The 26,507-nt window shown below is 68.8% G+C and carries 29 protein-coding genes and 2 tRNA genes; 21 read left to right on the forward strand and 10 right to left on the reverse strand.

Annotation, left to right across the window (positions count from 1 at the left end; all coding sequences use genetic code 11):
• Nucleotides 1-52: 52 nt before the first annotated feature.
• The 4 genes from WEF05_03385 (at nucleotide 53) to WEF05_03400 (ending at nucleotide 2,209) form a co-directional block, all read left to right on the forward strand.
• A complete protein-coding gene (locus tag WEF05_03385) occupies nucleotides 53-1,138 on the forward strand; it encodes a P1 family peptidase (protein ID MEX1100943.1) in 1,086 nt (361 codons plus the stop codon).
• Nucleotides 1,139-1,227: 89 nt separating this feature from the next.
• Nucleotides 1,228-1,316: transfer RNA gene (locus WEF05_03390), tRNA-Ser, on the forward strand.
• Between the two features lie 174 nt (nucleotides 1,317-1,490).
• Complete coding sequence (locus WEF05_03395) at nucleotides 1,491-1,931, forward strand: DUF6325 family protein (protein ID MEX1100944.1); 441 nt, start codon at nucleotides 1,491-1,493, stop codon at nucleotides 1,929-1,931.
• Between the two features lie 5 nt (nucleotides 1,932-1,936).
• On the forward strand, nucleotides 1,937-2,209 hold the full coding sequence (locus tag WEF05_03400) for an SHOCT domain-containing protein (GenBank protein ID MEX1100945.1): 273 nt from the start codon (nucleotides 1,937-1,939) through the stop codon (nucleotides 2,207-2,209).
• 35 nt (nucleotides 2,210-2,244) lie between these two features.
• On the opposite strand, the gene WEF05_03405 is transcribed toward WEF05_03400, so the two are convergent.
• Nucleotides 2,245-3,876 carry an MFS transporter gene (locus WEF05_03405; GenBank protein MEX1100946.1) on the reverse strand — a complete coding sequence of 544 codons (1,632 nt, stop codon included), beginning with the start codon at nucleotides 3,874-3,876 and terminating at the stop codon, nucleotides 2,245-2,247.
• 89 nt (nucleotides 3,877-3,965) lie between these two features.
• On the opposite strand from WEF05_03405, the gene WEF05_03410 reads away from it, so the two are divergent.
• Nucleotides 3,966-4,952, forward strand: a complete 987-nt coding sequence (locus WEF05_03410; protein MEX1100947.1) for a sigma-70 family RNA polymerase sigma factor — start codon at nucleotides 3,966-3,968, stop codon at nucleotides 4,950-4,952.
• Here WEF05_03410 and WEF05_03415 read toward each other — a convergent pair.
• Complete coding sequence (locus tag WEF05_03415; GenBank protein ID MEX1100948.1) at nucleotides 4,863-5,228, reverse strand: STAS domain-containing protein; 366 nt, start codon at nucleotides 5,226-5,228, stop codon at nucleotides 4,863-4,865. The two genes, WEF05_03410 and WEF05_03415, sit on opposite strands and share 90 nt — an antisense overlap.
• A 190-nt stretch (nucleotides 5,229-5,418) precedes the next feature.
• On the opposite strand from WEF05_03415, the gene WEF05_03420 reads away from it, so the two are divergent.
• The 8 genes from WEF05_03420 (at nucleotide 5,419) to WEF05_03455 (ending at nucleotide 12,545) form a co-directional block, all read left to right on the forward strand.
• A complete protein-coding gene (locus WEF05_03420; GenBank protein MEX1100949.1) occupies nucleotides 5,419-6,213 on the forward strand; it encodes an IclR family transcriptional regulator in 795 nt (264 codons plus the stop codon).
• Nucleotides 6,214-6,309: 96 nt separating this feature from the next.
• The gene (locus WEF05_03425; GenBank protein MEX1100950.1) at nucleotides 6,310-7,278 is read left to right on the forward strand and encodes a hypothetical protein; all 969 of its coding nucleotides are present in this window, start codon (nucleotides 6,310-6,312) and stop codon (nucleotides 7,276-7,278) included.
• A gap of 49 nt (nucleotides 7,279-7,327) precedes the next feature.
• Complete coding sequence (locus WEF05_03430; protein MEX1100951.1) at nucleotides 7,328-9,121, forward strand: ABC transporter substrate-binding protein; 1,794 nt, start codon at nucleotides 7,328-7,330, stop codon at nucleotides 9,119-9,121.
• The gene (locus WEF05_03435; GenBank protein MEX1100952.1) at nucleotides 9,031-10,089 is read left to right on the forward strand and encodes an ABC transporter permease; all 1,059 of its coding nucleotides are present in this window, start codon (nucleotides 9,031-9,033) and stop codon (nucleotides 10,087-10,089) included. The genes WEF05_03430 and WEF05_03435 overlap by 91 nt, the downstream gene beginning before the upstream one ends.
• A gap of 1 nt (nucleotide 10,090) precedes the next feature.
• Nucleotides 10,091-11,002, forward strand: a complete 912-nt coding sequence (locus WEF05_03440; GenBank protein ID MEX1100953.1) for an ABC transporter permease — start codon at nucleotides 10,091-10,093, stop codon at nucleotides 11,000-11,002.
• Nucleotides 10,999-11,811 (forward strand): inositol monophosphatase family protein, encoded by an 813-nt coding sequence (locus WEF05_03445; protein MEX1100954.1) that lies wholly within the window; start codon nucleotides 10,999-11,001, stop codon nucleotides 11,809-11,811. The genes WEF05_03440 and WEF05_03445 overlap by 4 nt, the downstream gene beginning before the upstream one ends.
• A gap of 41 nt (nucleotides 11,812-11,852) precedes the next feature.
• On the forward strand, nucleotides 11,853-12,251 hold the full coding sequence (locus WEF05_03450) for a cupin domain-containing protein (protein ID MEX1100955.1): 399 nt from the start codon (nucleotides 11,853-11,855) through the stop codon (nucleotides 12,249-12,251).
• A 30-nt stretch (nucleotides 12,252-12,281) separates the two neighbouring features.
• Complete coding sequence (locus tag WEF05_03455) at nucleotides 12,282-12,545, forward strand: GlsB/YeaQ/YmgE family stress response membrane protein (GenBank protein MEX1100956.1); 264 nt, start codon at nucleotides 12,282-12,284, stop codon at nucleotides 12,543-12,545.
• Nucleotide 12,546: 1 nt separating this feature from the next.
• Here the strand turns inward: WEF05_03455 and WEF05_03460 are convergent, their stop codons facing one another.
• The 4 genes from WEF05_03460 to WEF05_03475 all read right to left on the reverse strand — a co-directional run bounded on the left by WEF05_03460 (nucleotide 12,547) and on the right by WEF05_03475 (nucleotide 15,581).
• A complete protein-coding gene (locus WEF05_03460) occupies nucleotides 12,547-13,161 on the reverse strand; it encodes a hypothetical protein (GenBank protein MEX1100957.1) in 615 nt (204 codons plus the stop codon).
• A gap of 20 nt (nucleotides 13,162-13,181) precedes the next feature.
• Nucleotides 13,182-13,832, reverse strand: a complete 651-nt coding sequence (locus WEF05_03465) for a hypothetical protein (protein MEX1100958.1) — start codon at nucleotides 13,830-13,832, stop codon at nucleotides 13,182-13,184.
• A 189-nt stretch (nucleotides 13,833-14,021) separates the two neighbouring features.
• Nucleotides 14,022-14,798, reverse strand: a complete 777-nt coding sequence (locus tag WEF05_03470) for an alpha/beta hydrolase (protein ID MEX1100959.1) — start codon at nucleotides 14,796-14,798, stop codon at nucleotides 14,022-14,024.
• A gap of 36 nt (nucleotides 14,799-14,834) precedes the next feature.
• Nucleotides 14,835-15,581, reverse strand: a complete 747-nt coding sequence (locus WEF05_03475; GenBank protein MEX1100960.1) for an SRPBCC domain-containing protein — start codon at nucleotides 15,579-15,581, stop codon at nucleotides 14,835-14,837.
• A gap of 220 nt (nucleotides 15,582-15,801) precedes the next feature.
• Here WEF05_03475 and WEF05_03480 point away from each other — a divergent pair.
• The 4 genes from WEF05_03480 (at nucleotide 15,802) to WEF05_03495 (ending at nucleotide 18,714) form a co-directional block, all read left to right on the forward strand.
• Nucleotides 15,802-15,879: transfer RNA gene (locus tag WEF05_03480), tRNA-Arg, on the forward strand.
• Nucleotides 15,880-15,991: 112 nt separating this feature from the next.
• The gene (locus tag WEF05_03485; protein ID MEX1100961.1) at nucleotides 15,992-16,786 is read left to right on the forward strand and encodes a hypothetical protein; all 795 of its coding nucleotides are present in this window, start codon (nucleotides 15,992-15,994) and stop codon (nucleotides 16,784-16,786) included.
• A 101-nt stretch (nucleotides 16,787-16,887) separates the two neighbouring features.
• Nucleotides 16,888-17,697 carry a fibronectin type III domain-containing protein gene (locus tag WEF05_03490; GenBank protein MEX1100962.1) on the forward strand — a complete coding sequence of 270 codons (810 nt, stop codon included), beginning with the start codon at nucleotides 16,888-16,890 and terminating at the stop codon, nucleotides 17,695-17,697.
• Between the two features lie 45 nt (nucleotides 17,698-17,742).
• Nucleotides 17,743-18,714, forward strand: a complete 972-nt coding sequence (locus WEF05_03495; GenBank protein ID MEX1100963.1) for an aldo/keto reductase — start codon at nucleotides 17,743-17,745, stop codon at nucleotides 18,712-18,714.
• 3 nt (nucleotides 18,715-18,717) lie between these two features.
• Here WEF05_03495 and WEF05_03500 read toward each other — a convergent pair whose 3' ends face one another.
• Entirely contained in the window at nucleotides 18,718-19,554 is an 837-nt protein-coding gene (locus WEF05_03500) for an IclR family transcriptional regulator (protein MEX1100964.1), read from the reverse strand.
• Nucleotides 19,555-19,633: 79 nt separating this feature from the next.
• Between WEF05_03500 and leuC the strand changes: the two genes are divergently transcribed.
• Nucleotides 19,634-21,055, forward strand: a complete 1,422-nt coding sequence (leuC, locus tag WEF05_03505; GenBank protein ID MEX1100965.1) for a 3-isopropylmalate dehydratase large subunit — start codon at nucleotides 19,634-19,636, stop codon at nucleotides 21,053-21,055.
• Nucleotides 21,056-21,079: 24 nt separating this feature from the next.
• On the forward strand, nucleotides 21,080-21,670 hold the full coding sequence (leuD, locus tag WEF05_03510; protein MEX1100966.1) for a 3-isopropylmalate dehydratase small subunit: 591 nt from the start codon (nucleotides 21,080-21,082) through the stop codon (nucleotides 21,668-21,670).
• Between the two features lies 1 nt (nucleotide 21,671).
• Here leuD and WEF05_03515 read toward each other — a convergent pair whose 3' ends face one another.
• The 3 genes from WEF05_03515 to WEF05_03525 all read right to left on the reverse strand — a co-directional run bounded on the left by WEF05_03515 (nucleotide 21,672) and on the right by WEF05_03525 (nucleotide 25,663).
• The gene (locus WEF05_03515; GenBank protein MEX1100967.1) at nucleotides 21,672-22,697 is read right to left on the reverse strand and encodes a hypothetical protein; all 1,026 of its coding nucleotides are present in this window, start codon (nucleotides 22,695-22,697) and stop codon (nucleotides 21,672-21,674) included.
• A 103-nt stretch (nucleotides 22,698-22,800) separates the two neighbouring features.
• Entirely contained in the window at nucleotides 22,801-24,198 is a 1,398-nt protein-coding gene (locus tag WEF05_03520) for a PQQ-binding-like beta-propeller repeat protein (GenBank protein MEX1100968.1), read from the reverse strand.
• Nucleotides 24,199-24,334: 136 nt separating this feature from the next.
• Nucleotides 24,335-25,663, reverse strand: coding sequence for a nicotinate phosphoribosyltransferase (locus WEF05_03525; GenBank protein MEX1100969.1), 1,329 nt, complete (start codon nucleotides 25,661-25,663; stop codon nucleotides 24,335-24,337).
• Between the two features lie 47 nt (nucleotides 25,664-25,710).
• Here WEF05_03525 and WEF05_03530 point away from each other — a divergent pair, with 47 nt between their 5' ends.
• Both WEF05_03530 and tadA read left to right on the forward strand, forming a co-directional pair.
• Nucleotides 25,711-26,058: a metallopeptidase family protein gene (locus WEF05_03530; protein ID MEX1100970.1), complete on the forward strand. Its 348-nt coding sequence runs from the start codon at nucleotides 25,711-25,713 to the stop codon at nucleotides 26,056-26,058.
• Nucleotides 26,058-26,501, forward strand: coding sequence for a tRNA adenosine(34) deaminase TadA (gene tadA, locus WEF05_03535; GenBank protein MEX1100971.1), 444 nt, complete (start codon nucleotides 26,058-26,060; stop codon nucleotides 26,499-26,501). The genes WEF05_03530 and tadA overlap by 1 nt, the downstream gene beginning before the upstream one ends.
• The last annotated feature ends 6 nt before the right edge of the window (nucleotides 26,502-26,507 follow it).

The raw sequence follows: 26,507 nt of genomic DNA on the forward strand, positions 1-26,507 counted from the left end.
GGCCGCCCGAGGTGGGTACCATCGTGCGGCATCGATCCGGGGGAGGCACCAGGTGCAGCGAGGACGGGCACGGGAGCACGGCGTCGCGATCGGATGGCGTCCGGCGGGCGCGTTGAACGCGATCACCGACGTCGGCGGCGTTCGCGTCGGCCATCGCACGATCGTGCGAGACGACGGAGCCGTCGTGCGCACCGGGGTGACGACGGTGTTCCCCCACGAGGGCAATCCGTGGGAGGCGCCCGTCTACGTCGGCACGCACGTGCTCAACGGGTACGGCGAGATCATCGGGATCAACCAGCTCACGGAGTGGGGCATCCTCGCGTCGCCGGTGGTGCTCACCTCGAGCCTGCAGATCGGCAAGGCCTACGACGCGACCGTGAAGTGGCTCGCAGGCCGCGACCGGGAGCAGTCGGCCGACGACGCGGTGATGCCGATCGTGACCGAGTGCGACGACTCCTACCTGTCGGACGTGCTCGCGTTCCCGCTCACCGACGCGGACGTGTGGGCGGCCCTGGACGCGGCGGCGACCGGCCCCGTCGAGGAGGGCTGCGTCGGCTCGGGCACCGGGATGCAGTGCTTCGACTACAAGGGAGGGATCGGCACCTCCTCACGTGTGATCGACGAGGCGGCGGGCGCGTACACGGTCGGTGCCCTCGTGATGACGAACTACGGTGATCGCCCGGAGCTTCGGATCGACGGTGTCCGGGTCGGGAGGGAGCTCACCGACCTGATGCCCGGTGAAAACCCGGAGGGTTCCTGCGTGGTCGTGGTGGCCACCGATGCTCCTCTGTTGCCCCACCAGCTCCGGCGTCTCGCGCAACGCGCGGCGCTCGGGCTCGCACGAACCGGCTCGACCGCGAACAACGGCTCGGGCGAGTTGATGCTCGCGTTCTCCACCGCGACGCAGCTTCCGCATCCCGAGCGCGCCCGGGAGATCGATATCCGCGCCGTCGTCGACGGACCCGCGTGGAACACGGTCGGCGCGTTCTCCGAGCTGTTCGCCGCTACCGTCGAGGCGGTCGAGGAGGCGGTCGTCAACGCGCTCTTCGCGGCCGAGACCACGACCGGCCGCGACGGGAGCATCCTGCACGCGATGCCGATCGATCGCGTGCTCGAGATCCTCGCGGCCCACGGCTGACGTCCGGTAGCCCGGTCCGCCGTGCCTGGAACCGGTCGTCCCTCCCCGACCGACATCGCGGGGCCGTCGCGTTCCCTACAATCGGGAGCGGAGACGTGCCTGAGAGGCCGAAAGGAGCCGCCTGCTAAGCGGTTAGGGGCTTAAACGTCCCTCGAGAGTTCGAATCTCTCCGTCTCCGCTGCTTCGCACATGGTCGATCGGATCCGCTCCTCGCGATTCCGAACGCGGTCCCCGAACCCGGTGCTTCACACTATCGGCGACCGGATCAGCGGGAGGATGCCCACTCGGGCCAGACGTGCGATTCTCAGAGCAGCCGGGTGCGGACGCGCCCGTGCGAGTGAGGGGGGTTCGGATGAGCGATACCGACATCGAGATCGGTCCGATCGACTACCTGATCGTCGAATGGCCGGCGGGGAAGCAGCCGTCGGGGGAAGGGATGCCCTTGTTGGTCGACCTGGTCGACCGCGGTCTGATCCGCGTGCTCGACCTCGCATTCGTTCGGAAGGATGAAGACGGCATCATCTTCGGGCTCGATCTGAACGACATCGATGGCGACCCGACGCTGACGGTGTTCGAAGGAGTGTCGTCGGGATTGCTCGGGGACGACGACTACCAGGAGGCGGGCGCGGCGATCGAGCCCGGTTGTTCGGCGGCGCTGCTCGTCTACGAGAACTCCTGGGCTGCCCCCTTCGCGGGTGCCATGCGCCGCAGCGGCGCCCAGCTGGTCGCGAGCGGCCGTATCCCGGCCAACGCGATCGTCGCAGCGCTCGACGAACTCGACGGGAAGGAGTGATCTGGATGCCGGGTCTCATCCGAGGGGTCGCACGCACGGCCGCGATCGCCGGGACGGCGACCGCAGTATCGAACCGCGTAAGCCGGCGCCAGGCGAACCGGTGGGCGCAGCAGGAACAACCGCAGCAGTCCTACGCGCAGGAGCCGGCGCCGCCCGCCGCCGCTCCCGCCCAGGATCAGTTCTCGAAACTCAAGGAGTTGGGCGAACTCAAGGCATCCGGAGTGCTGACCGAGGCCGAGTTCGAGGCGCAGAAGGCGAAGATCCTCGCCGCCGGGTGAGACCTGATCGTTTTTAGCCGGGATGGGACGCCGTTCTATGGGGTGGGGATCCGCTCCTCGAACGAGCGTTCATCGAGTGCAGCCGCGTCGGATCGATCATGGGGATCCGGTTCGGTGTTCCCGGCCGCTTCGCGCTCGGCACCCGACGGCACGTCCCGGAGCATGACCGTAGCGAGCACGGCGATCCCGATGGCCACGACCGCCGCGACGGCGGTGCTCACCCGCATCCCTTGGATGAACGCGTCGCGCGCGCTTTCGACCAGCTGCGCGCCGAGCTGCGCGGGGAGCCCGTCGGCGACACCGACGGCCGCTCCCAGGGTGTCGCGTGCGATCGTCGCCGCCTGGGAGGGGACGTCCCCTGGCAGCAGGTCGGCCAGCTCGCTCCGATACACGACCGTCCCGATGCTGCCCAACACCGCGATCCCGAGCGCTCCGCCGAGCTCTGCGCCCGTCTCGGAGATGCCCGAGGCCGCACCCGCCCGTTCGGGAGGCGCCGATCCCACGATCAGGTCGGTCGTCGCCGTGAACACCGGAGCGAGTCCGAGAGAGATGATCACCGACGCCACGACGAGGATCGAGAGATCGGCGCTGCCGTCCACACGGGTCAGGAGCGCCAAACCGGCAGCCCCCATCGCCAAGCCCACGCCGATCACACCGGCGGGCCGGAATCGGCGCAGGATCCGGGGCGCGGCCGTTGACCCGACGATGAACCCGGCCGCGGAGGGCAGCGACCACATCCCCGCCTCGAGCGGCGAGAGCCCGAGCACCAACTGGAGGTACTGCGCGACGAACAGGAAATACCCGAACGCGATGAAGATGCCGAGCATGTTCGTGGCCAGCGAGGCGTTGAACGCCCGGATACGGAACAGGCTCAGGTCGATCATCGGATCGGCGAGGGAGCGCTGGCGCCGCACGAACACGACGCCCACCACGAGCCCGAACACGATCGAAGCGACCGGAAGCGTCCCGACTCCGTCCTGCGCGATCTCTTTCAGGCCGAAGATCACCGCGAGGATCGTGACCAGCGACAAGCCCGCGCTCGCGAGGTCGAGCTGGCCCGCATCGGGGTCGCGGTACTCGGGGAGCAGTTTCGGTCCGAGCACGAGCAGCAGACCCATCACCGGCACCGCCAACAGGAACACCGACCCCCACCAGAACTGTTCGAGCAGCACGCCGCCGAGCACCGGACCGATCGCCCCACCGGCCGAGAACCCGGCGATCCAGACGCCGATCGCGATCGTGCGCTGCCGGAGATCGTGGAACATGCTGAAGATGAGGGACAACGTCGACGGCGCCAGTGTCGCGCCCGCGACGCCCTGCAGTGCCCGCGTCAGGATCAGCATCTCGGCGCTGCTCGAGAACGCGGCGAGCACCGAGACCGCGCCGAAGGCGGTCGCGCCGATCATCAGCAGCCGGCGGCGGCCGATCCGATCGCCGAGCGTGCCCATCGTGATCAGGCAGCCGGCGACCATGAATCCGTAGATGTCGATGATCCACAGCAACTGTGCGCTCGTCGGTTCGAGATCCGCGCTCAGCGACGGGACGGCGAGGTGCAGCACCGTCAGGTCCATCGCGTACAGCAAACAGGCGAGGGTGAGCACGGCGAGCCCGATCCACTCGCGGCGTCCCGCCTGCGCCGGGGCGACGGTCTCGTTCTCGGGCAACATGTGCTACCTCCTGGTCGTCGGTCTCAGCTATGAGACGGCCGGCGTCTCCCGGATTCATCGGTGGCGCGACCGCCTATCATGGGCGTTCTGTGGTCGATGACACGAAGACGCTGGCATCCGAAGACCTCGAGCTCCAGCTCGAGCACCACCGGGTGGAGCTGACCGCCTACGCCTACCGCATGCTCGGCTCGGCGTTCGAAGCCGAGGACGCCGTTCAGGAGGCGTTGCTCCGCGCGTGGCGGAGCTTCGATCGTTTCGAGGGTCGTTCTGCGCTGCGCACCTGGCTCTATCGGATCACGACCAACGTGTGCCTCGACGTCCTGAGCGGCAAGGAGCACCGGGCTCGCCCGATGGATCTGGCGCCGCCGAAGACGGCCGACGCGCAGCTCGGCGAGGCCTTGCCGGAGGCGACGTGGATCCTGCCGGTGCCCGACGAGCGTGTTCTGCCCGCGGCGAGCGATCCGGCCGACGTGGCCGAGTCGCGCGAGTCGATCCGGCTTGCCTTCATCGCGGCGCTGCAGCATCTCCCGCCCCGCCAGCGCGCGGTGCTGATCTTGCGCGAGGTTCTGCGATGGAAGGCGTCCGAGGTCGCGGAGCTCCTCGACACCTCGGTGGCTTCGGTCAACAGCGCGTTACAGCGAGCTCGGACCACCCTCGCGTCGGCGCACGCGGATGCGATCGAACCGATCGATCGCATGGACGAGTCGCAGCGCGTGCTCCTGGATCGCTACGTGGATGCGTTCGAGCGGTACGACATGGACTCGCTGACCTCGCTCCTGCGTGAGGACGCCGAGTGGTCGATGCCTCCCTACGAGCTCTGGCTGCAGACCCACGACGACATCCGCGCGTGGTGTCTCGGGCCCGGCATCGGCTGTCGCGGTTCGCGTCTGATCCCGACCGCGGCGAACGGCTCGCCGGCCTTCGGGCAGTACAAGCCCGACCCCGGCGGCGGGCTCGAGCCGTGGGCCCTCCAGGTGCTCGAGCTCTCAGGAGGCCGGATCACCGGGATCACGTTCTTCCTGGACACGCCTCGGCTGTTCCCGCTCTTCGGTCTGCCCGACCGGCTCGACGCCTGATCCCTCCTCGCACGGCAGCACGTCGCGCAGCCCCATCAACTCGGTCAGATCCCGGAGTTCCCCACAGACGTCGCGGAATCGGATCGACCGGCCGAGCCGAGCGGCGGTCAGTTGCAGCCGGGCCAGAGCGTCGACCGTGACCGCATCGGGATCGACGAGCGCACCCACGTCGCACACGATGGGGCCGGGCGCGTCCTCCAGGAGCAGGCGGAGGCGCTCACAGAGCACCGGGATCGCGGCCCGAGCGATCCGGCGATCAAGGGGGAGGAGCCTCATGCATGGTTCGGTAGGTGGACGGTGTGCATGCGCCGATGCCGCGGACGGATCCTGAGGCTGGGTCAATCGCCGGTCTCCCTTCGCACGGTCCCCCCGGGAACTCGGACGGGTTCCAGGTTCGAAACTCGTCGGTACGCACACGTTGGTTCGGCCGCTGTGCGTGGTGACCTGGGCTTGCTACGGTCGGTCGATGCGCAGCACCGACGCCGTGGACCGGGTTGCCCGCGTCCTTGACCTGCTCGCCGATTCCCCGGACGGGATGGGGGTCTCGGAGGTCGCGGACGCGCTCGGGGTGCACAAGGCGACCGCCTCGCGGCTCCTCGGGACCCTCGCGGTCCGGGGGCTCGTGGATCGCACGCCCTCGCGCCGGTATCGGATCGGCGTCGGCATGGTGCGGTACGCGGCGAGCGCCGTGCCCGAGCTCGGCGGCGTCAGCCGCGCGCGACCGGAGCTCGAAGCGCTGTCGGCCGCGACGAACGAGACGGTGAGCATCGGTGTGCTCGACGGTCGCGACGTGCTCTACATCGATCAGGTGACCGGGTCCCAGCGTGTCGTCTTCGCCGACTGGGCGGGGCGCCGATCGCCGGCGCATTGCAGCTCCAGCGGCAAGGTGCTCCTCGCGCACCTGCCCGTGGACGAGCTCGAACGGTTCCTCAGCCGCGGGCTCGACGCCCGCACCGAGCGCACGATCACCGATCCGGACGAGTTCCGGGATCGGCTCGAGGAGATCCGGCGCCGCGGCTACGAGCGGACGGTCGGCGAGCTCGAGGAAGGCCTCAGCACGGCGGCCGCCCCGATACGGTCCCGGGGGCGCGTCGTTGCGGCCGTCAGCGTCGGTGGGCCCAGCGCCCGCCTCCCAGCGCGGGAACTCCCTCGCCTGGGCAAGCTCGCGATCGGGACCGCCCGCGTGATCGGCCGTCGACTGGAAGCGAGCGGGGGGGACGCCTTCGAGGTCCACGATCGAGCACACGGTTCCGCCCGATGAACAGTCGTGACGGTTGCCCTCAGGGCAACGATTGGCTGGTCCGCCGGTTCCGGTCGGCGTAGCGTGTGCCGACCGCGAACGAGGGAGTCACGAGGGATGATCACGCCGGGTCCGAACCCCTTCGACGCAGAAGGAGCGTGGCTCAAAGCCGCCTTGCACACGCACACGATCGCCTCCGACGGCGATCTCACGCCCGAGGCACACGTCTACCACCACGAGTGGGCGGGTTTCGACGTCCTGGCGATCACCGACCACTGGACGATCACGTCCCGGCCGTCGACCGAGCACCTGCTCGTGATACCGGGAGCCGAGCTGGCCGTCGATCCGATCGCGAAGGGCCGCTACACCGAGATCCTCGCGGTCGGCATCGAAGACATCCCGGAGGATCCCGGGGGCGATCGCGCGTACTGGGAGCCGATCGCCAACTATGAGTTCAAGACGTTCCCGGACCTGACGACCGCCGCCGCGAACATCAACGGGCAGGGCGGGATCGCCTTCGTCGCGCACCCGTACTGGAGTGGGCTCCCCCCGGAGATCGTCTTGGAGGCCGAGGGCCTCGCGGGCCTCGAGCTGTACAACTCCAGCGCGCACCGGGAGACCGGGCGAGGAGACTCCTCGTACGTGTGGGATCTCGCGCTCGACTCGGACAAGTTGCTCTTCGGGTTCGCGACCGACGACTGTCACTACCCCGGGTTCGACATCGGAGATGCGTGGACGATGGTTCGCGCACCGGAGCGATCTCGGGAGGGGGTGCTCGAGGCGTTGCGGACCGGGCTCACCTACGCATCGTCGGGGCCCGCGATCCACGGCGCGCACCGCGACGGCTCGGTGGTGGATGTGCACTGCAGCCCTGCGGCGTCGGTCCTGATGCGTGCTCGATGGGAGCTGGGATGGGGCGTGGGCGCCGGATCGCGCGGCCGGCAAGAGGAGGCACGCATCCTCGAACGAGACGATCACGGCGCGATCGTTCGGGCCCGGTTCGAACCCGAGGAGACGGAGCTGGGCTACGTGCGCGTCCAGGTGACCGACGCATCGGGACGTTCGGCATGGACCAACCCTCTATGAGGAACGGATCGATCGAGGCGGCGACGACGAGGCGAAAGGAACGGGTGCGATGAGGCGAGCAGTGGTCCTGATGATGGCGGTCTTCACGACACTGGCGATCGCGGGTGCTGCGCTGGCGCAGAGCCCCAGCGACACCGACGAGCAGAGCTCGCTGAACGTGGGGCTCACCTACGACCTGTACACCTCGAATCCGCTGCGCGCCTGTGGCTGCGGTGCCGAGTACGAGTGGCTGGCACTGAACTACGACCTGCTGATCCGGTTCGACGAGCAGACGCTCGGACCGGCCCCGGGACTCGCCGAGGAGCTGCCCACGGAGGAGAACGGCGGCATATCCGAAGACGGGATGACCTACACGTTCAAGATCCGCGAGGGCGTGACGTGGCACGACGGTGAGCCCCTCACCGCGCACGACGTCGCCTTCACCTACGAGTTCGTCCTGAACAACAAGATCGGAGCGTTCGACAACTACCTGCCGTTCGATCCGACCTTCGAGGTCCCCGACGACCACACCTTGATCTGGCACATGAGCGAACCGAACCTCTCGCCCCTCGCGCCGCCGTGGATCCCGATCCTCCCCGAGCACATCTGGTCCGAGTTCGACGGCGACAAGGAGGCAGCGCGCGCGTTCGAGAACGTCCCGGCGGTCGGTTCGGGCCCGTTCCAGCTCGTGGAATGGAAGGACGGGCAGTTCTGGCGTGTCGAGGCGAACGAGGACTACTGGGACGGTGCGCCGAAGGTCGACGAGATCGTGTTCCGCGCGTTCGACAACCAGGAGACGATGTCGCTCGCGTTGCGCGACGGCGAGGTCGACGTCGTCTCCGGACTGCTCCCGACCCTCGCTGAGTCGGTCGCGGAGCAACCCGACATCGACGTCCATGAGTCGGCGGGGCGTGGGTTCCTGAACTTCGCCTTCAACTTCGGCGGGCAAGGGGACAGCGCGACCAACCACCCCGCGATCAAGGACGTGGAGGTTCGCCGGGCCATCGGACACGCGATCGACAAGCAGGCGCTCGTCGATCGGGTCCTGCTCGGCTACGGGGAGGTGGGGACGGGACTGATGTCCACATCGAGTCCCTGGCATTGGGAGCCGGAGGAACCACGCGGGTTCGATCTCGAGCTGGCGAACCAGATCCTCGACGACGCGGGATACGAGGACACCGACGGGGACGGGGTACGGGAGATGCCGGGCGGCGGCGAACCGCTCGAGTTCGAGGTCTTCGCAGCCAGCAGCGTTCCCTCGGCGCCTCCGACCGCCAAGCTGATCGCGTCCTGGGTCGCCGAGATCGGCATCGAGTTGATCGTGCGACCGGTCGGAGACGGTGTGATGAACAAGGTATGGGGCGAGGGCTCGTTCGACGCGTACCTGTGGGGCTGGTATCCGGACCCGGATCCCGACTTCATCCTGTCGGTGTTCACGACCGCGCAGTGCGGGAACTGGAGCGACGGCTGCTATTCCGACCCGGCGTACGACGAGATGTACGAGGAACAGAGGCTCGCAACGACAGTCGAGGAGCGTCGCGAGGTCGTCGATCGGATGGAAGAGCACCTGTACGAGAACGTCGCGGAGGACATCCTCTACTACGAGGGCGGTCTCGAAGCCTATCGGACCGACACGTTCACGGGCTATTCGCCGTCGCCGGAGCCTGACGGCTACCTCGTGTTCGGCTACCTGCCCTACCAGTACATGGACATCGAGCCGCTGACGGCGGCCGACGGAACGGATGCCGAGGCGGGGTCCGACTCGATCCCGCTGTGGATCTGGGCCGCAGCGGCGATCGGCGTCGTGGCGATCGTGCTGGTGATCGGAAGGGTGCGCAAGGGCCGGGAGGACGATCGCATCTGAGCGGGGTACGCGGGTACGTCCTCCGCAAGATCCTGGGGGCGGTCGGCACCCTGCTCTTCGTGCTGCTGTTCAATTTCGTCCTGTTCCGAGTGATGCCCGGGAGCCCGGTCGACACGATCGCTCGCAACCAGCGGCTGTCGCCGACCGAGACGCAGGAGCTGATCGCCGATTTCGGCCTGGATCAGCCGGTGATCACACAGGTCCCGATCTACCTCTGGGACACGATCCGCGGCAACCTCGGCTCGTCGTTCACGTCGGGCCGTCCGGTCACCTCGGTGATCGCCGGCAGGGTCTGGCCCACAGTGATCCTGCTGCTTCCGGCGACGATCCTCTCGGTGGTGATCGGAATCTGGGCGGGGATCCATGCGGGTTGGAGCCGCGGGACGCGGCGCGACGTCGGCACGGTCGGGTCCTCACTGTTCCTGTATTCGATCCCCGAGGGATGGCTGGGGATGGTGCTGCTCGTCGTGTTCGGCACGATGCTCGGCATCTTCCCGCTGGGGGGATACGTGTCGAGTCCCCCGCCCGAGGGAGCCGCCTACATCGCCGACGTGATGACCCACGCGTTCCTGCCGGTCCTCACCCTGACGCTCGCCTACATCGGCGAGTACGTCCTGGTGATGCGCTCGTCGATGGTGGAGATCGCCGGCGAGGACTACCTGCAGACGGCGCGAGCGAAGGGGTTGCAGGACCGGGACGTGCGGCGGCGCCATGCGGTGCCCAACGCCCTGCTTCCGATCGTGACCCTCGTGTTCTACAGCTTCGGGTACATCCTCGGCGGGACGGTCGTGATCGAAGGGATCTTCAACTGGCCCGGCCTCGGGGTGCTCACCTATCAGGCGATCGACAATCAGGACTTCCCGGTGATCCAGGGCGTGTTCCTGTTCTCGAGCGTACTGGTGATCCTGTTCAATCTCGCCGCGGACCTGTCCTACGGCTACATCGACCCCCGGGTCCGGGAGGCCTGAGATGGCGCAGGAGGCTGCTCCCTCGTTCGGGCGCTCGGCCGCGTGGGTCCGGCGACGCCGGGCGTTCACGGCGTTCGTCACGGCGTTCCGCACGAACCGGATGGGGTTGGCGGGGTTCCTGATCCTGGTGTTCTTCGTGGCGGTGGCTCTCCTCGCTCCGCTGCTCGCCGACGAGAGCGGGACGCAGGAGGCGTTCGCGACGGGGATCCCCTTACAGGAGCCGAGTGCCGCCTTCCCGCTGGGAACCGACAATTTCGGCCGCTCGGTGCTCACGCTGACGATCTGGGGATCGCGGGTCTCGTTGCTCGTCGGGCTCGCAGCGGCGGCGATGACGGCGATCATCGGCACCTCTGTCGGCGTGACCGGCGGCTACGCAGGCGGACGCACCGACGGGGTCTTGAACGCGGTGTCGAACTGGTTCCTCGTGATCCCGTGGATCCCACTCGCGATCGCGCTCGCCTCGATCCTCGGCCCGACCCTGCTCAACGTGATCATCGTGATCGGGATCACTTCCTGGGCGCCGACGGCTCGACTCGTCCGCGCGCAGACGTTGACCGTCAAGCAGAGCCTGTACGTCGAGCGGTCGCGCGCGATCGGTTCGCGCGAATCGGCGATCGTGCTGCGGCACGTGCTGCCCAATCTGATGCCGGTCATCCTGGCGAACACGGTGCTCGCCGTCGCGCTCGCGATCCTGTCGGAGACCACCCTGGCGATCCTGGGTCTCGGGGACGTGAACAACGTGTCGTGGGGAACGATCATCTACGAGGCGTTCGCCAACGGCGCGATCAGCACCGGCGCATGGTGGTGGCTCCTGCCACCGGGACTGTGCATCGTGCTCGTCGTCCTCGCGTTCACGATGTGCGGATATGCGGTGGAGGAGATCCTCAACCCACGGCTCCGGGAGCGGAATTGACGGGCCGCCTCGAGAGCGAGCTCGCCTTCGCGGGAGCGCTCGCCGATCTCGCCGCGTCGATCTCGCTGCCCCGTGCCGGGAGCGATCTCGATGTCCGCAACAAGGCCGACGCGACGCCGGTCAGCGAGGTCGACATCGAGGTCGAGCGCGCACTGCGCCGGGCGGTGGCCGAGCGATACCCCGACGACGGGTTCGTCGGTGAGGAGGATGGCCTCGGGCCGGGAGGGCCCCGCGTCTGGACCGTCGATCCGATCGACGGGACCCGCAACTTCCTCGACGGGCTTCCGATGTGGGCCACGCTGATCGCGCTCGTGATCGACGGACACCCGGTGCTCGGGCTCGTCGATGCGCCCGCCCTCAGCGAGCGCTACGCGGCGGTCGAGGGACGCGGCGCCACGCTCGACGGCGAGCCGATCCGGGCGTCGGATCGCGCGGCGCTCGGTGATGCGTTCGTGCTGCATTCCGGTGTCGAGGAGTGGCTCGGTGATGACCGCTGGTCCGGGTTCGCGCGGATCGCGTCGGCGAGTCGGCGAACCCGGGGGATCAGCGACGCGTGGGGCCACATGCTCGTGGCGCGCGGCTCTGCCGACGCCATGCTCGAGCACGACCCGTGCGGCATATGGGACTGGGCGGCCGTCGCGGTCGTGCTCGGCGAGGCGGGTGGCCGGCTGACCACGCTCGACGGGTCGGCACTCCACGACGGGTGCGATCTCCTGAGCTCCAACGGGCGGCTGCACGCTGCGCTGCTCGGGGAGATCTCCGTCGGCGCGTCGGCCGAGGGCTCCGGCTCGCTGTCGCCGACGGCATAGGCCGTGCGAGACTGGCAGACGCTGGGCGATCGGAGGTCGACATGCTGGGATGGGTCGGCAACATCGAGCGGGAGACGCTCGACAACGAGACCTTCCGCACCGTGCTGCACACGGGCGAGCATGCCCAACTCACGGTCATGCGGATCCCACCGGGGGAGGACATCGGGTGGGAACAGCATCCCGACCGTGACCAGTTCCTCAGGATCGAGCAGGGCAGCGCGCGCGCGGAGTTCGGAACGAGCGGCGATTCCGTCGACGAGACCCATGACGTCACCGAGGACTGGGCCGTGGTTGTTCCCGCGGGCGTTTGGCACAACATCGTCAACACGGGAACCGCTGATCTGAAGCTGTACTCGCTGTACTCGCCGCCCGAACATCCCGCGGGAACGGTGCACCGGACGAAGGCGGATGCGGAGGCAGCCGAGCGCGACCACGACTAGGATGGCGCATCCGATCGAGAGGAGCGATCTGTGCTGATCCTGTACATCGTCGTGCTCGGGCTTGCCGCGGGGTGGCTCGCGAACCTGATCCTGGGCGGCGGCAGTCGTCCGTCGAGTTGGGGAGAGCTGCTGGCTGCAGGTCTGATCGGATCGTTCGTCGGAGGTCTCCTCGCGAGTCTGATCGCGGGCGACGGGCTCGAGGTCCGTGCGACCGGGTTGATCGGTTCGGTCGTCGGCGCGGTGATCGTCCTCGTGATCTGGCGCGGTGTTCGTTCGGGGCGCAGCGCGAGTTGAGCTATCGGCGAACCCGGATCGCGGCGACGTCGGACCAGTCCGCGGTCGCCTCGAGGCTCGGGCGAGAGAGCCTCGACCGGAACCGGTAGGTCCCCGACGTCGTGGGCTTGAACCGGCTCCCGGTGCCGGCGGCGGCGCGTTTCCAAACCTTCCATGCGCGACCCGGACGCTTGACCTGGACGATCGAGACATAGCCGTCGTCGGGGGGTGCGCTCGCCCACGTGACGTCGAAAGGACGGCTCGCCGTTCCGTCGCGCGGTCCGGCGCGGAGCGGAACCTTCACCCGTCCGAGCATGTCGACGTGCAGCGTGCAGATCACCGGGTAGATCGATGCGGCCCGGAACGCGAACATGTAGCTCGGCTGTCCCGGGTCGACGAGACCGGAGTCGAACAGGTCCATGCCCGTCCCGTCGGTCGCGGTGTGTGTCTGATCGCCGGCCGGATCCCACGACACGGTTCCGCCCTGGGCCACCTTGACGGTCGAGGGGTAGAAGTAGTCGTCATCCATGTCGACGTGCCTGGCCCCGTCCCCGCCGTTCCCGCCGCCCGCGGCGGCGAGGTTCGGGAGGGCGAGAAGGAGGACCATGACGAGGAGCTGCAGGCTGCGCCGACGCATGTTCGGTCTATCGGCAGGGCTCACCCACCCGCTTGATCGGGTGAGGACCCACCTGCACCGTCGGTGTCGGATTCCCCGCGGTGGTCGAACGTCAGCGCGTAGACCTCCTGGCCCTTGGGGTATTCCTTGGTCGGGCGGTACTCGCGCGTAGCCTGCACGCCCAGCCGCTCGTAGATGCCGTCCTGTTCCTCACGCACGCGTTCGCCGAGGAACACGTTCGCGATGATCTCGCCGGGGAGCTCGGCCGCTGTCACCATCCGCACCGCCCCGACCACCGGGGGGCCGACCACGGTCAGCTCGCCACCGATCTGGACGAGGTAGCCGGGACCAGCATCCAGACCCATCGAGAGTCCCGCGCCATGCGGCAGGTTCCGCGAGTTGCTGCGGAAGTCCTCGAGGACGCGCCGGTGGAAGAAGTCGACCAAGGTGTGCGCGGTGTGCACGAGGTTCCCCGCCGCCTGGACGAAGCGCTCGTCGTACACGTCCTCGGGACCCGACCGCACGATCCAGTATGCGAGGAACCCGTCGCCGGTGAACTTGTCGAACCAGCCACCGGGGGCTCGGATCCCGCGCCGAACCGCGGTCACGAACTTGTCCATGATGAAGGCGAACTTCTCGAACCGGATCGCTTCCTTCATCAGCATCGTCGAGCTTCGGATGTCGGCAGCCATCACGAACATCTGGAGCGGCCGTCCTTCGACGATCGCGTCCAGCAGGTCGTCCTTGTCGAAGCCTCTCTCCCAGCCGGCGGGCGCATGCGCCTCCAGGAGCTGTGCGATCCGAGCTCGCTCCTCGTTTCCCTCCTGTGTCGTCGGCGTGGGCTCGCTCAGCTGGACGTCCCTTCCTGGCTCGACCGGTGCTCAACCGGCGAAGAGCTCCCGAAGCGCCGGGACGAGGATCGCCGGATCGACATCGTGTCCCTGTCCTTCGAGGATCTTGGTGCGACCGTCGGGCAGGGCCGCCGCGAGCGCCTGGGCGGTCTCGCGCATCCAAGGGAAGTCCGCCCCGCCGGCGACCACGAGGGTCGGAGCCTTGACGGAGGCCGCGCGATCGATCGGCAGCGAGTAGTCGCCCATGACGGTCGCGTCGTAGGCGAGCGTGTGTGCGAGCGCTTCCTGGGCCGGCCACCACGGCTCCGAGCGGGCCTGGGCGGCGAACTCGGCGGGCATGCCCACCACCGTCGTCATGAAGTACTCGACCGCGTCGCCGCGACGACCCTCCGCGATCATCGTGTCGTACTGCGCGACCTGATCCGAGGGAGGGCGATCGTTCTCATCCAGGATGTAGGGGGGCTCCCACAGGGCCAGTTTCATGACGGGGAGGTCGGTCGCGGCCGCCTCGAGCGCAAGCGCCGCACCGGAGGACGTCCCGAACAGGAACGCCGAGCCTCCGGCGTCGCCGATCAGTGCATCGATGTCCTCGATCTCACGCTCCACCGCGTACGGCGGCGTGTCGCCGCTGTCGCCCCGGCCGCGACGGTCGTAGTTGAACACCGTGAAGTCCGAGCTCAGGAGCGCCGCGAGCCCGCCGTTCGCCATGCGATCGGTCGATCCACCGCACACGAGGATCACCGGTGGACCGTCGCCGATCCGGTCGAACGCGATCGTCGTGCGGTCCTTCGACGTGACCTTGTTCATCGAGATCCCCTTTCACTCGTGATGTGGGGTGGCCGCTCAGCCGAAGAGCCGATCGAGCCAGATCCGCCAGGTCTTTTCGGTCTGCTGTTGGTCGATGTCGGCGGAGAAGATGTGGTGGCCCACCATCGACGAGCCGTCGAACGATGCGATGAACCGGTATAGCCCGTCGTCGGTCCGCACGCCGAGGAAGCTCGGCGACACGTAGTCCACGACGCCCTCCAGCGGCGGAAGGCCTTCGGGGGCGAGATGGACCTCCTCGTCGACGACCACCGGACCGGAGAGCCCGAGACCGCGCCGGAACACGGTCCAGGTCTCGTCCGGGTCGGGTATCTGAGGGCCGACGACGTCGATCGGCGTGGCGGTTCGTCCCACGAAGTAGGTCAGGTACTGGGCCAGCTTGTGCAGGTACATCGGGTCGCCCTCACCCATCGCCTCATACTCGGCCTCCCAGTGGTCGCCACCGATGAAGCCCGAGTGCAGCCACCGGATCGTAGTGCCACCCTCCGCGCGCGGTTCGACGCGGTAGTCGAACGAGTGGAAGGAGCCGTCCTGCCCCTCGTCGCTGCGGGTCGCGAACCGGGTGGGTGGGTCCCAGGCGGTGACGGTCGTCTCCAGCGTCCAGCCGGGGAAGGAGGTCCGGGCCGTTCCACCCTCACGGGGTTCGACCTCGTTCCGTCCCATGAACCAGGAATCGATCTCCGGACCCGTGGTGATCGCGTCCCATGCCTGTTCCGGGGTAGCAGGGACCTCGATCTGCTTGTCGATCTCGAACGGGTGGCCCATCTCACGGTTCCTTCCTATCGCCGTCGCGACCGTGGTACCTGTTCCGACCCCGCCCGGCCGGAGAACTCATCGTCCGCCGCGGTTGCCTGGATCCCGAGCCGCGGTGCTCCGCTGACGGTACCCAGCTCTCTGCGGACCGTCGAATGCCGTCGGGGCCCGTTAGACTCGAACGCGTGCCTGCGGACCTCACGCATGTGTTGGAACAAAACCGCAGGCAGATGCGCCCGTAGCTCAATCCGGATAGAGCGTCTGACTACGGATCAGAAGGTTGCACGTTCGAATCGTGCCGGGCGCGCCAGAGCCTCCCAGCGCCGTAGCTCGACTGTGCATCCCTCGGGCCATAGGATTCGCCCCCAACGACATCCACGGGAGGACGCGTGCGCGCTCGCAGGCAAACGACGACGGGGCACATGGTCGGTGTCATCCTCGCGCTCGCGGCGGCGATCTCCGCGTGCACGGGTGGTGGCGACGATCCCACCCCCTCGCCCGGCACACCCGTGGACTCGCCCGTCCCCACCACGCTCGGCCGGCCCGGCGACGTGCGCGCCGACACCCGGGGGTGGAACGGGGACCCGAAGTCGTGGGAGGTCCGGTTGCGATGGCGCGCTCCGGAGGGCGAGGTCGACGGCTATCGCGTGCTGCGCGACGGTCGTGAGATCGGCACCACACGCGAGGCCTCGTTCACCGACCGTGACGTGACGCCCGCCACGCCGTACTCCTACGGGGTGATCGCGGTCGGGGCGGACGAGGTGGAATCCGCGGAAGCGCGCAGCCGGGTCCGTACGCGGTCCTTGCCCACCGCCGATGCACGGCTCGAAGGACGGTTCGCGATCCGTTTGAAGGCCGCTTCGAGTTCGGTCGGGGCGAACAACGCCGCGATGCTGTTCATGTTCGATCCTGCATGCAGCTCCGGCCCGTGCCCGACACGGATGACCGTTCGCCGGCGTACCGCCTCGGGAACCCTGAGCGTCTCTGGTGACCGGTACTCGGGCACCGCATCGGGAACGTTCCTGATCCTCGACTGCCGCGGCGGTTCCGTGACGGAATCGCTCGACGTCGCGCTCGAGATCACGCGCGCCGCGCCCATCCGCGACGAGTGGCGAGCCACGAGGATCTCCGGATCGATCGACGAGGACGCCCCCGCGGTCTCCGGGTGTCTGTCCGGATCGACCGACTGGTCGTTCACGGGCGTCGTGCAGTCGTGAGTTCGACGCCGCAACCGCCGGCCGACGCGAGCCTCCCTCCCGCGCCGCCGGGCAACGAACCCACGACCCCGGGCCCTCCTCAGGGTCGAGCGGCGCTTGTCGTGGTCGGGGCGGTGCTCGGCGCCGCGGCGGTGGGCGTCGTCGTGCTCCTGCTCGCCGGAGGGAACGAGGACCCCGTGGCCGCACCGCTCGGACCGCCGCGATCGCTCACCGCGGAGGGCGCGAAGTGCTTGCCGCCCGAGTGCGACGCTGTCTCGGCGAAGGTCGAGCTCGCGTGGGCGGCTCCACTCGAGGGTGTAGCGAGCGAGTATCGGGTCGCCCGCGGGGAGGAGGACCTGCTGAGGGACGATCCTGCCGAGACAGCGCACGTCGACACGAACCTCCCTCCCGGCGGCAGCCTCGTGTACACGGTTCGCGCGATCGGAGCGGCGGGGCAAGCCGGACCGCCGGCGGAGGTCGAGGTGGTCACGCCGAGGTTGTCGTTGCGGGACGCCTCGGTTCAGGGGACCTACGACGTGACGTTGACGGTGACGCGCTCCACCGGGCTCGCGCGCTTCCTCGGGATCAAGGACCCGCTCCCGGGGCGACGCGAACAGGTCCGGTGGCCGCTCCACCACGATTGCAGCGGGGGCGTGGGCCGATGCGAGATCTCGTTGTTCCCCCCGGACGTGCTCCGCCAGCACGGAACCACCTACGAGGGAACGACCCGCAGCGAGGCGAACTGCACCCGCGGGACCACCGCCCAGGCCACCGAGGAGATCCGCCTCCGGGTGACCCAGGCCGCGACGCACCGCGGAGAGTGGCGGGCGACCGCTTTCACCGGCGAGATCCAGGTCCACTTCGACTGCGGTGGGTTCGGACCCGCCTCGAGCGGGGCCGCCGACGTGCTCGGTCGCCTCCCCCGGCGCTAGGCCTCGCCGGTCAAGGGAGTCCGCCTGGAGCCGTAGACTGGCCCGATGGAGTACACACACCTGGGTCGCTTCGGCGTGAAGGTCTCCCGTCTGTGCTTGGGGACGATGAACTTCGGACCGCACACGAGCGAGGAGGACTCCCACGCGATCATGGATCAGGCTCTCGGCCACGGCCTGAACTTCTTCGATACCGCGAACGTGTTCGGGAGGCATCTGGGAGCCGGCGCGACCGAGGAGATCCTCGGCCGCTGGTTCGCCAAGGGCAGTGGGCGGCGCGACAAGGTCGTGCTCGCCACGAAGGTCTACGGCCAGATGGGTGATTGGCCGAACGAGTCGCGGCTGTCGGCGCTCCATATCAAGCGTGCGTGCGAGGAGTCGTTGCGCCGTCTGCAGACCGACCACATCGACCTGTACCAGATGCAGCACATCGACCGCGAAGCCTGGTGGGACGAGATCTGGCAGGCGATGGAGCAGCTCGTCCAGGAGGGCAAGGTGACCTACGTCGGCAGCTCGAACTTCGCCGGGTGGCATATCGCCCGCGCCAACGAGATCGCTCGCCATCGACACTTCCTCGGCCTCGTGTCCGAGCAGAGCCTGTACAACCTGAACGCCCGTCACGTCGAGCTCGAGGTGCTCCCCGCCGTCAAGGAGTACGGCATGGGGTTCATCCCGTGGAGCCCTCTGTCGGGAGGCCTGCTGGCCGGCGCCCTGAACAAGGTGACCGAGGGGCGCAGGAACGATCAGTACATGCGCGGAGAGATCGAGCAGCACCGGGACAAGCTCGGGCGCTACGAGAAGCTCTGTGCCGATCTCGGAGAACGGGCATCCGACATCGCCCTGGCGTGGCTGCTGACCAACCCGGTCGTGACCGCGCCGATCATCGGTCCACGCACGATCGAGCAGCTCGACGGGGCGATGCGGGCGTTGAAGGTCGAGCTCCCGCCCGAGGCGATGGACCAGCTCGACGAGATCTTCCCGGGGCCCGGTGGTCACGCGCCCGAGGCGTACGCCTGGTAGATGCTAGGCCGGTGCGATCGGATCGGTCGCGCCGATCGCGCGTTCTATCTCGCGCGCGGCGGTGGTGACCGCGGCGCTGTAGTGCTTGCCGGGCGATCGCCCCAGGCGATCGATCGGTCCCGACACCGAGGCGACCGCGAGCAGGAATCCCATCCCGTCGAACACGGGGGCGCTGACCGACGCAACGTTCTGCTCCCGCTCGGCGACGCTCTCGGCCCAGCCCCGACGTCGGGTCAGGTGCAGCTGGCGCTCGATCCGTTCGCGCCACGGCAGGCCGCCGATCCGGTTGGGAGGCTCGGGGGCGGTGTCGAGCAGGTGGGTGATGTCGTTGCGTGCGAACGCGAGGAACACCTTGCCCGCCGACCCTGCATTGAGCGGCAGGTGAGCGCCCACCGGAACGATCGTCCGCAGTTCCTCGTCGGACTCGGCCACCTCGACGCAGAGGCGCTCGTCGCCGGCGCGGACGTACAGCTGGGCGCTCTCGCCGGTGACTGCTGCGAGCCGCTCGAGCGCGGGGCGCGCGAGGTCTCGCCAGGGGAGCTCACGTTGCGCCGTCGCGGCGAGTGCGAACAAGCGCGGACCGAGGCGATAGCCGCGACGGGCGTCCCGTGCGAGGAACCCGTGCGCCTCGAGCGCGTTGGCGAGCCGGCTCGCGGTCGGCTTCGACAGACCGGTGGCGTCGATCAGATCGCGGAGGGAGCCGTGTCCGCGCTCGACCGCGTCGAGGATCGCGACGGCACGGTCGAGGACCCCGACGCCGGTCGTGGTTCCCGGCTCGGTGCCGGTCGGGGTCAGTTCCCTGGCATCTGAGGGATGGGGCGCTGGTACACTGCGGTCCATATAGTGAGACAGTGTCTCATATATTGAGACACCCTCACGACACCATGCCCGCCGTACTTCGTCAGGAGGCTGACGCGAGATGCCATCGACGCCCGCTCCCCAGACCCTTCCCGAGAAGCTCTGGGAGCGCCACGTGGTGCGACGCGCGGACGGAGAACCCGACCTGCTCTACGTCGACCTGCATCTGGTGCACGAGGTGACGAGCCCACAGGCGTTCGACGGCTTGCGCCTGCACGAGCGATCCGTCCGCCGCCCCGACCTGACCGTCGCGACGATGGACCACAACGTGCCCACGACCGACGGCCCCGTCACGGATCGGATCTCAGCGAAGCAGATGGAGGCCCTCTCCCGCAACGCCGAGGAGTTCGGGATCACGCTCTACCCGATGGGATCGGCCGGTCAGGGCATCGTCCACGTGATCGGCCCACAGATGGGCCTCACCCAGCCGGGCATGGTGATCGTCTGCGGTGACTCGCACACCTCGACCCACGGTGCCTTCGGTGCGCTCGCGTTCGGGATCGGCACCTCGGAGGTCGAGCACGTGCTCGCCACCCAGACGCTGCCCCAAGCCACACCGGGAACGATGTCGATCACGGTCGACGGCGACCTCCCGGAGGGTGTCACCGCGAAGGACATCATCCTCGCGATCATCAATCGGATCGGCACGGCAGGAGGCGTCGGCCAGGTCGTCGAGTATCGCGGTTCCGCGATCCGTTCCCTCTCGATGGAGGGCCGCATGACGATCTGCAACATGTCGATCGAAGGCGGAGCCCGCGCCGGCATGATCGCGCCCGACGACACGACGTTCGCCTACGTGGAGGGCCGGCCCCATGCCCCGAAGGGCGCCGATTGGGAGCGCGCTCTCGATGACTGGCGTTCGCTGACCACCGACGAGGCGGCGACGTTCGACCGCGAGGTTGCGATCGACGCCGCGACGCTGAAGCCGTACGTGAGCTGGGGGACGAACCCGGCACAGACGACGACGATCGACGGGGTCGTGCCCGATCCCGAGGCCGAGACCGACCCCGCCAAGCGCGAGGCGCTGGAGCGAGCCCTGCACTACATGGACCTGCGGCCGGGAACGCCGATCCGCGAGATCCGGCCCGACACGATCTTCATCGGCTCGTGCACGAACAGCCGGATAGAGGATCTCCGCGCGGCCGCCGCGATCGTCGACGGCAGGAGGATCCGGGGTGAGCTGCGCGCGCTCGTGGTTCCCGGCTCGGCGCTGGTGAAGCAGCAGGCCGAGCAGGAGGGACTCGACCGTGTATTCACCGCGGCGGGGTTCGAGTGGCGTGGCGCGGGGTGCTCGATGTGCCTGGGCATGAACCCGGACATCCTCGGCCCGGGGGATCGCAGCGCATCGACCTCGAACCGGAACTTCGAGGGCCGCCAGGGCAAGGGCGGCCGTACCCATCTGGTGAGCCCCCAGGTCGCGGCCGCGACCGCGGTGCTCGGTCGTTTCGGTACCCCCGACGAGCTGCCCCCCGCCTCGGTCTGACCGACAGAGAGGAACCCAACAGCGATGGAGAAGTTCACGGTCCACACGGGTCGCGCACTGCCGCTCGACCGCTCCGATGTCGACACCGACCAGATCATCCCCGCCCAGTACCTCAAGCGGGTCGAGCGCACGGGCTACGGGCAGTTCCTGTTCGACGAGTGGCGCAAGGACCCGGCCTTCGTCCTCAACGACTCCCGGTTCGACGGCGCGTCGATCCTGATCGCCGGGCCGAACTTCGGGAGCGGCTCCAGCCGTGAGCACGCGGTGTGGGCGATCGAGGACGCCGGGTTCCGCGCGGTGATCGCTCCGAGCTTCGCGGACATCTTCCGCAACAACTGCACGAAGATCGGAGTGCTGCCCGTGGAGCTCGAGCTCGAGGCGGTCCGTGCGCTGTTGGACGCCGTGCTCGACGATCCCTCGACCGAGATCACGATCGACCTGCACGACCGCCGGGTCACCGCCCCGGACGTCCAGGAGTCCTTCGAGATCGACGACTACACGCGCTGGCGTCTCACCGAGGGATTGGACGACATCGGGCTGACGATGCAGAGCGCCGACACGATCACCGCGTTCGAGGCCACCCGCCCCGGCTGGCTCCCCGCCGCGACCTCCTGAGCTACGGCCCGCTGCCGGTCGGCAACGGGAGCCGCTTGCGGCCCGTGATCGATCGGCCGACGTCGGGCGCGATGCGCGTCGGAGGCAACACGTCGGTCGAGTAGATGTTGGCCTGACCGGCGTTCCCGCACCCGAACCGGCTGAAGTACACGGGTTCGGGGAACGATGAACCCGGCACCGTGGAGATGTCGTTCACGTCCTTCCCGTCGTCGAGGACGTGGACGAGTTGCCGGCTCTCGGAGCCCAAGGGCACGGCGACGATCTGTGCGTTCGCACCGCACGCGTTGCCCGAGCGCACAAGGTAGCTGACTCCGTTCTCGTTCGGAACGCCGAAGTACTGCTGCTTCTGCGGCTCGTTGGTCACGCGTGTCGTCGTCGCGGTATCGATCTGATGCACGAACACCTGGCAGACGGGAGAGCACTTCGTCCAGGTCGCGTAGTTCCCGGAGATCTGTCCCGGGTACAGGCACCGGCAGCGGTTCTTCGCCGTCGCCAGGACGCGCTTGGTCTGGTTCGGGTCGCCGAGATCGGCCAGCACGACCTTCCACGGGGCGTCGGGCGCATCGAAGCGGTTCTCCCCGTAGAGGAGGTGGTCCCCGTCGATCGACGGACGCCACTGCCACAGTGAGGTGTTCACGTCGGAGCGGCCGAGCGGAACCCCGGCGCCCGCCGAGGCGTCGTAGAACCGCAGATCCGACTGCCCCTTCTTCACCTGCTGCCAGACGAGCCGATCGGTCCCCGACGCGAACGCGCCGGTGTACCCACGGGTCTTCTCCGGGTTCACCTTGATCCTCGGACCGCCATTGACCTGGAGGAACGCGTTGAACCGATCGGGCGTGCTCTTGCCGTCCGCGGTCCATGCGATCAGCGAGTTCATGCCCGCGTCTGCGGCGGCGGGGAAGTCCTCCCAGACATCGGGGTTCACCTTCACCGGATCGACGACGGCAGGGCCGGCGGGTGCCTGGGTCACGGCCACCAGGCCGATCGCGAGCGCGACGGCCGAGGTGATCACGATCCGGGCGTGCATTCGCAAGGGGCCTCCGAACGGGTGGCGGGCTCGACAGACCGGAACATGCTGCCCTACGAGCAACAGGGCGACAACCGTGTCCTCCCGCGCGAGCGCTAGCCGCTCAGCCCGCGAGCTGATACGCGGAGACCACGATGTCCTGACCGATCGGAGGCGGCCGGGCGAACCAGCCCGTCACGAAGGCAAGCGTCGCTCCCGCGGTCACTGCGACGCCGCCGTCATCGCCCGTGGGATCGCCCGAGCGGTCCTTCCATCGAAGGAGCCCCGAAGGATCGAACGCCAGCGTCATCACGTCCGCGTCGCCCCCCTTGCCCGCGCTCGTGCCGGTGACGACGAGGGTGCCGTCCTCTGCTCGGGTGATCTGACGCGCGACGTCCACGGCGTGCGCCGGACCGTCGTAGGTCCGCTCCCAGACACCGACACCGTCCGACGCGCGCCGAGCGAGCACGACGTAGTCTTCGTGCGGGTCCGTACCGGTTCGCTGCGTGGAGCCGGCGAGGAACAGCCTGCCACCGTCCCGTCGGACCGCGATCGAGCTCCCGTCGTCGAACCCGTCTCCGTCACCGTTCCAATGTGCGTCCCACGCGATCTCCCCGTCGTCGGGCGCGAGGGAGAGCGCCAGGACGTCCGATCGGTTCCCCATCCGCTCGCTCGATCCCACGAGGAACAGCGCGGTGGGCGCCACCGCGAGCTCCGCCGCCAGATCGGGACCCTCGGCGGGACCGTCGTAGGTCGTTGCCCACCGGCGCTGTCCGGTCGGGCCGCGGTAGGACACAACGTGCACGTCGCCACCGATCCCGGTCCTGCTGAGCGCGGTCGCAGCGGTGACGGCGTTGCCGGCCGGATCGAAGACGAGGTCGACGGGTATCGGACGGAACCCCTCACCCGGTGCGTCCCCCTCGAAGCTCTCCCATACGGGTGTGCCGGAGGCTGCGTCGAGTCCGGCGACGTAGGTGCGGACGGGCGCCGTCCAGGTTCGACCGGCGACGACGACCCGTCCCCCCGAGGGAGAGACGGCGATCATCGTCGTCTGCACGCGGTCCTGTGGCACCTGGAGGGAGGTCTTCCAGAGGCGAGCTCCGGTCGTGGCCTCGTAGGCGACGACGAGCGCGTCGTCGCTGGGTCCCGCGTCGACACCGTCCCTGCCCGTCACGTAGACGCGCCGACCGGCGGGATCGAATGCCACGTCGAACATCCCGTCGTCGGGACCGTCGTTCTCGATCGCGGTCCACACGACCGCTCCGCTGGTCGCGTCGTGGGCGATCGTCACGGCGTTGGTCCGTGCGCGCGGCGTCGCGCTCTCGCCGGTCGTGACCACGAGCGATCCGTCCGGGGACAGTTCCTGCGCTCGGGGAACGTCGTCTTTGGTTCCGGGCCCGTCGTAGGCCTGGCTCCACGCCGGGTCGAGCTGGGCGGCCGTCGCGGCGCCCGATGTCGACCCCGCGATCAGGGCAGCTGCCAGCAGCGACACGAGCAACGGGCGGGCGGCACGACGCGACATCTGAGCCCTTTCGTGGTGGGAGGGAGGCGAGCGATGCTACGTCGACCCTTCGCTGTCGGGCAAGCGTCCTACGCCCGATTGCCCTGCAGCGGATGTGGGGGTTCGGTGTCGCGCACCGGGCCGATCTCGTGGCCGATCAGCGAGGCCGGCGATCCGACCGGAGGCGGGTGGCGAGGTCGGCGAGGCGAGAGGAGAACGCCACCGGCGCCGCCTCGGGCCGCGAGAGGGCGCGGGCCGCCGGAGGGAGCGCCGCGAGCTCCGCCGCGAGCCGATCCCGCGTGCGTTCCAGGGAAGGAACCTCCGCCACACGGGCGCCCGAACGCACGACCGCTTCGAGCAGAGCGACGGTTCCTTCGGGAGCGGTCTCCTCCCGAAGTCCGAGCACGTCGGGTTCCGATCCGCGCTCTACGGACCGGAATACTTGCTTGGCTCCCGGCAATGTCGACTTGCCCGTGGACAGCTTCATGACCGGCTGCTCTCCGACGGAGACCAGCTTGTAGACCGAGTCCAACGACGGCGCGTCCGCGGAGACCCCCATCTGTGTCCCGATCCCGAATACGTCGATCGGCGCGCCGTCGCCGACCAGCCGCCCGACCTCGTGTTCGTCGAGTCCGCCGCTGACCACGATGCGCACCGATCCCAGTCCCGCCTCGTCCAGCAGCGCGCGCGTCCGGCGGGAGAGCGCGTCGAGGTCTCCGCTGTCGATCCGGATCCCGAGCGCTCCCTCCAGGTGCAACTCCTCGATCGTGTCGATCGCTGCACGAACCCCCTCGACCGTGTCGTAGGTATCGACGAGAAAGGTCACCGGCCCGCGCCGGTCTTGCGCGTACGCGCGGAACGCCTCCCGTTCGGATCCGAACGCCTGCACGTAGGAGTGCGCCATGGTTCCCGATGCCGCGAGACCCAGATCCCGCGCGGCGCCGACATTGCTCGTCGCCGCGAAGCCCGCGATCGCGCTCGAACGCGCTGTCGCCCACGCCGCGTCGTGCCCGTGGGTCCGGCGGTAGGCGAAGTCGACCAGGTCGGCGTCGGGAGCGGCGAGCCGGTACCGAACGGCCTTCGAGGCGAGCACCGTGTGCGTCGTGATCACGTTCAGCAGGACGGTCTCGACGAGCTGTGCGATCGGGAGCGGCGCGTCGACCTCGAGGATCGGTTCGTTCGCGAACACGACCGTTCCCTCCGGAACGGCCCACACGTCTCCGTCGAACCGCAGCGACGCGAACGCATCCACGACGTCCGCGTCGAAGTCCAGCTCGGTGCGCAGGTAGGCGAGATCGTCGTCGTCGAACGAGAGAGTCTCCAGGTAGGCGAGCGCCGGCTCGAGGCCCGCGGCGACCAGGAACCCGCGCGTGGGTGGAAGGTCGCGGATCGACAAGCTGAACGTCGCGCGCTGAGTCATCCCGCGGCGGAGGTAGCTCGCCGCCATGTGCAGCTCGTAGAGGTCGGTCCGCAGGCCCGCTCCCATCCTCGATCCAGGCTACGCGAGTCGGCGGCGCGGGTACGCTGGACCGCATGGTGGATCGCGCACGGTTCCAGGAGCTCGCCGCGGAAGCGATCGACGGTCTCCCCACGTGGGTCCACGACCGGATGGAGAACGTCGACGTGACGATCGAGGAGCTCGCGCCGCCCGACGAACCCAACCTGCTCGGCCTGTACCAGGGGATCCCGCTCACGCAGCGCGACGGTGGCTACACCGGCGTGATGCCCGACCGGATCACGCTGTACCGGTCGACGATCATGCGCCGCTCCGGGCACGACGAGGACCGCGTCCGGGCCGAGGTCGCCCACACCGTGAAGCACGAGGTCGCGCACTTCTTCGGCATCTCCGACGAACGGCTCCACGAGCTCGACGCGTACTGATGGACGAGACATGGATGCGCGCGGCCCTCGAGCAGGCTCGGGCGTGCATCGCGTGGGGCGACGTACCGATCGGCGCGGTCGTGGTGCGCGAGGAAGCGGTGCTCGCTGCAGCCGGCAACGAACGCGAGCATCGGCAGGATCCCACGGCGCACGCGGAGATCCTCGCCCTCCGCGCAGCCGCCGAACGGGTCGGTTCCTGGAGGCTCGACGGCTGCACGCTCTACGTCACGCTCGAACCGTGCGCGATGTGCGCCGGCGGCTCGGTGCTCTCGCGCATCGATCGTCTCGTGGTGGGGGCTCCCGATCCGAAGGCCGGTTTCGTCGGTTCCCTCGGCGATCTCGCGCGGGACGACCGGCTGAACCATTGTGTCGAGGTGACCTCCGGGGTCCTGGCGACCGAGTGCGGCGATCTCCTTCGTTCGTTCTTCCGCGACCGCCGCTGAGCTGCG

It is taken from the genome of Actinomycetota bacterium (genome assembly GCA_040881665.1).
GTDB lineage: Bacteria > Actinomycetota > UBA4738 > UBA4738 > HRBIN12 > JBBDWR01.

Bases quoted from the DNA above. Each gene is read 5' to 3' on its own strand.
- tadA (MEX1100971.1), top strand. From the start codon at position 26,058: ATGGACGAGACATGGATGCGCGCGGCCCTCGAGCAGGCTCGGGCGTGC.
- leuD (MEX1100966.1), top strand. From the start codon at position 21,080: ATGGAGAAGTTCACGGTCCACACGGGTCGCGCACTGCCGCTCGACCGC.
- WEF05_03515 (MEX1100967.1), bottom strand. From the start codon at position 22,697: ATGCACGCCCGGATCGTGATCACCTCGGCCGTCGCGCTCGCGATCGGC.
- WEF05_03430 (MEX1100951.1), top strand. From the start codon at position 7,328: ATGAGGCGAGCAGTGGTCCTGATGATGGCGGTCTTCACGACACTGGCG.
- WEF05_03475 (MEX1100960.1), bottom strand. From the start codon at position 15,581: ATGGGCCACCCGTTCGAGATCGACAAGCAGATCGAGGTCCCTGCTACC.
- WEF05_03400 (MEX1100945.1), top strand. From the start codon at position 1,937: ATGCCGGGTCTCATCCGAGGGGTCGCACGCACGGCCGCGATCGCCGGG.
- WEF05_03405 (MEX1100946.1), bottom strand. From the start codon at position 3,876: ATGTTGCCCGAGAACGAGACCGTCGCCCCGGCGCAGGCGGGACGCCGC.
- WEF05_03420 (MEX1100949.1), top strand. From the start codon at position 5,419: ATGCGCAGCACCGACGCCGTGGACCGGGTTGCCCGCGTCCTTGACCTG.
- WEF05_03440 (MEX1100953.1), top strand. From the start codon at position 10,091: ATGGCGCAGGAGGCTGCTCCCTCGTTCGGGCGCTCGGCCGCGTGGGTC.
- WEF05_03450 (MEX1100955.1), top strand. From the start codon at position 11,853: ATGCTGGGATGGGTCGGCAACATCGAGCGGGAGACGCTCGACAACGAG.
- WEF05_03415 (MEX1100948.1), bottom strand. From the start codon at position 5,228: ATGAGGCTCCTCCCCCTTGATCGCCGGATCGCTCGGGCCGCGATCCCG.
- WEF05_03460 (MEX1100957.1), bottom strand. From the start codon at position 13,161: ATGCGTCGGCGCAGCCTGCAGCTCCTCGTCATGGTCCTCCTTCTCGCC.
- WEF05_03495 (MEX1100963.1), top strand. From the start codon at position 17,743: ATGGAGTACACACACCTGGGTCGCTTCGGCGTGAAGGTCTCCCGTCTG.
- WEF05_03425 (MEX1100950.1), top strand. From the start codon at position 6,310: ATGATCACGCCGGGTCCGAACCCCTTCGACGCAGAAGGAGCGTGGCTC.
- WEF05_03530 (MEX1100970.1), top strand. From the start codon at position 25,711: ATGGTGGATCGCGCACGGTTCCAGGAGCTCGCCGCGGAAGCGATCGAC.
- WEF05_03520 (MEX1100968.1), bottom strand. From the start codon at position 24,198: ATGTCGCGTCGTGCCGCCCGCCCGTTGCTCGTGTCGCTGCTGGCAGCT.
- WEF05_03395 (MEX1100944.1), top strand. From the start codon at position 1,491: ATGAGCGATACCGACATCGAGATCGGTCCGATCGACTACCTGATCGTC.
- leuC (MEX1100965.1), top strand. From the start codon at position 19,634: ATGCCATCGACGCCCGCTCCCCAGACCCTTCCCGAGAAGCTCTGGGAG.
- WEF05_03525 (MEX1100969.1), bottom strand. From the start codon at position 25,663: ATGGGAGCGGGCCTGCGGACCGACCTCTACGAGCTGCACATGGCGGCG.
- WEF05_03485 (MEX1100961.1), top strand. From the start codon at position 15,992: ATGGTCGGTGTCATCCTCGCGCTCGCGGCGGCGATCTCCGCGTGCACG.
- WEF05_03465 (MEX1100958.1), bottom strand. From the start codon at position 13,832: ATGGCTGCCGACATCCGAAGCTCGACGATGCTGATGAAGGAAGCGATC.
- WEF05_03470 (MEX1100959.1), bottom strand. From the start codon at position 14,798: ATGAACAAGGTCACGTCGAAGGACCGCACGACGATCGCGTTCGACCGG.
- WEF05_03500 (MEX1100964.1), bottom strand. From the start codon at position 19,554: ATGGACCGCAGTGTACCAGCGCCCCATCCCTCAGATGCCAGGGAACTG.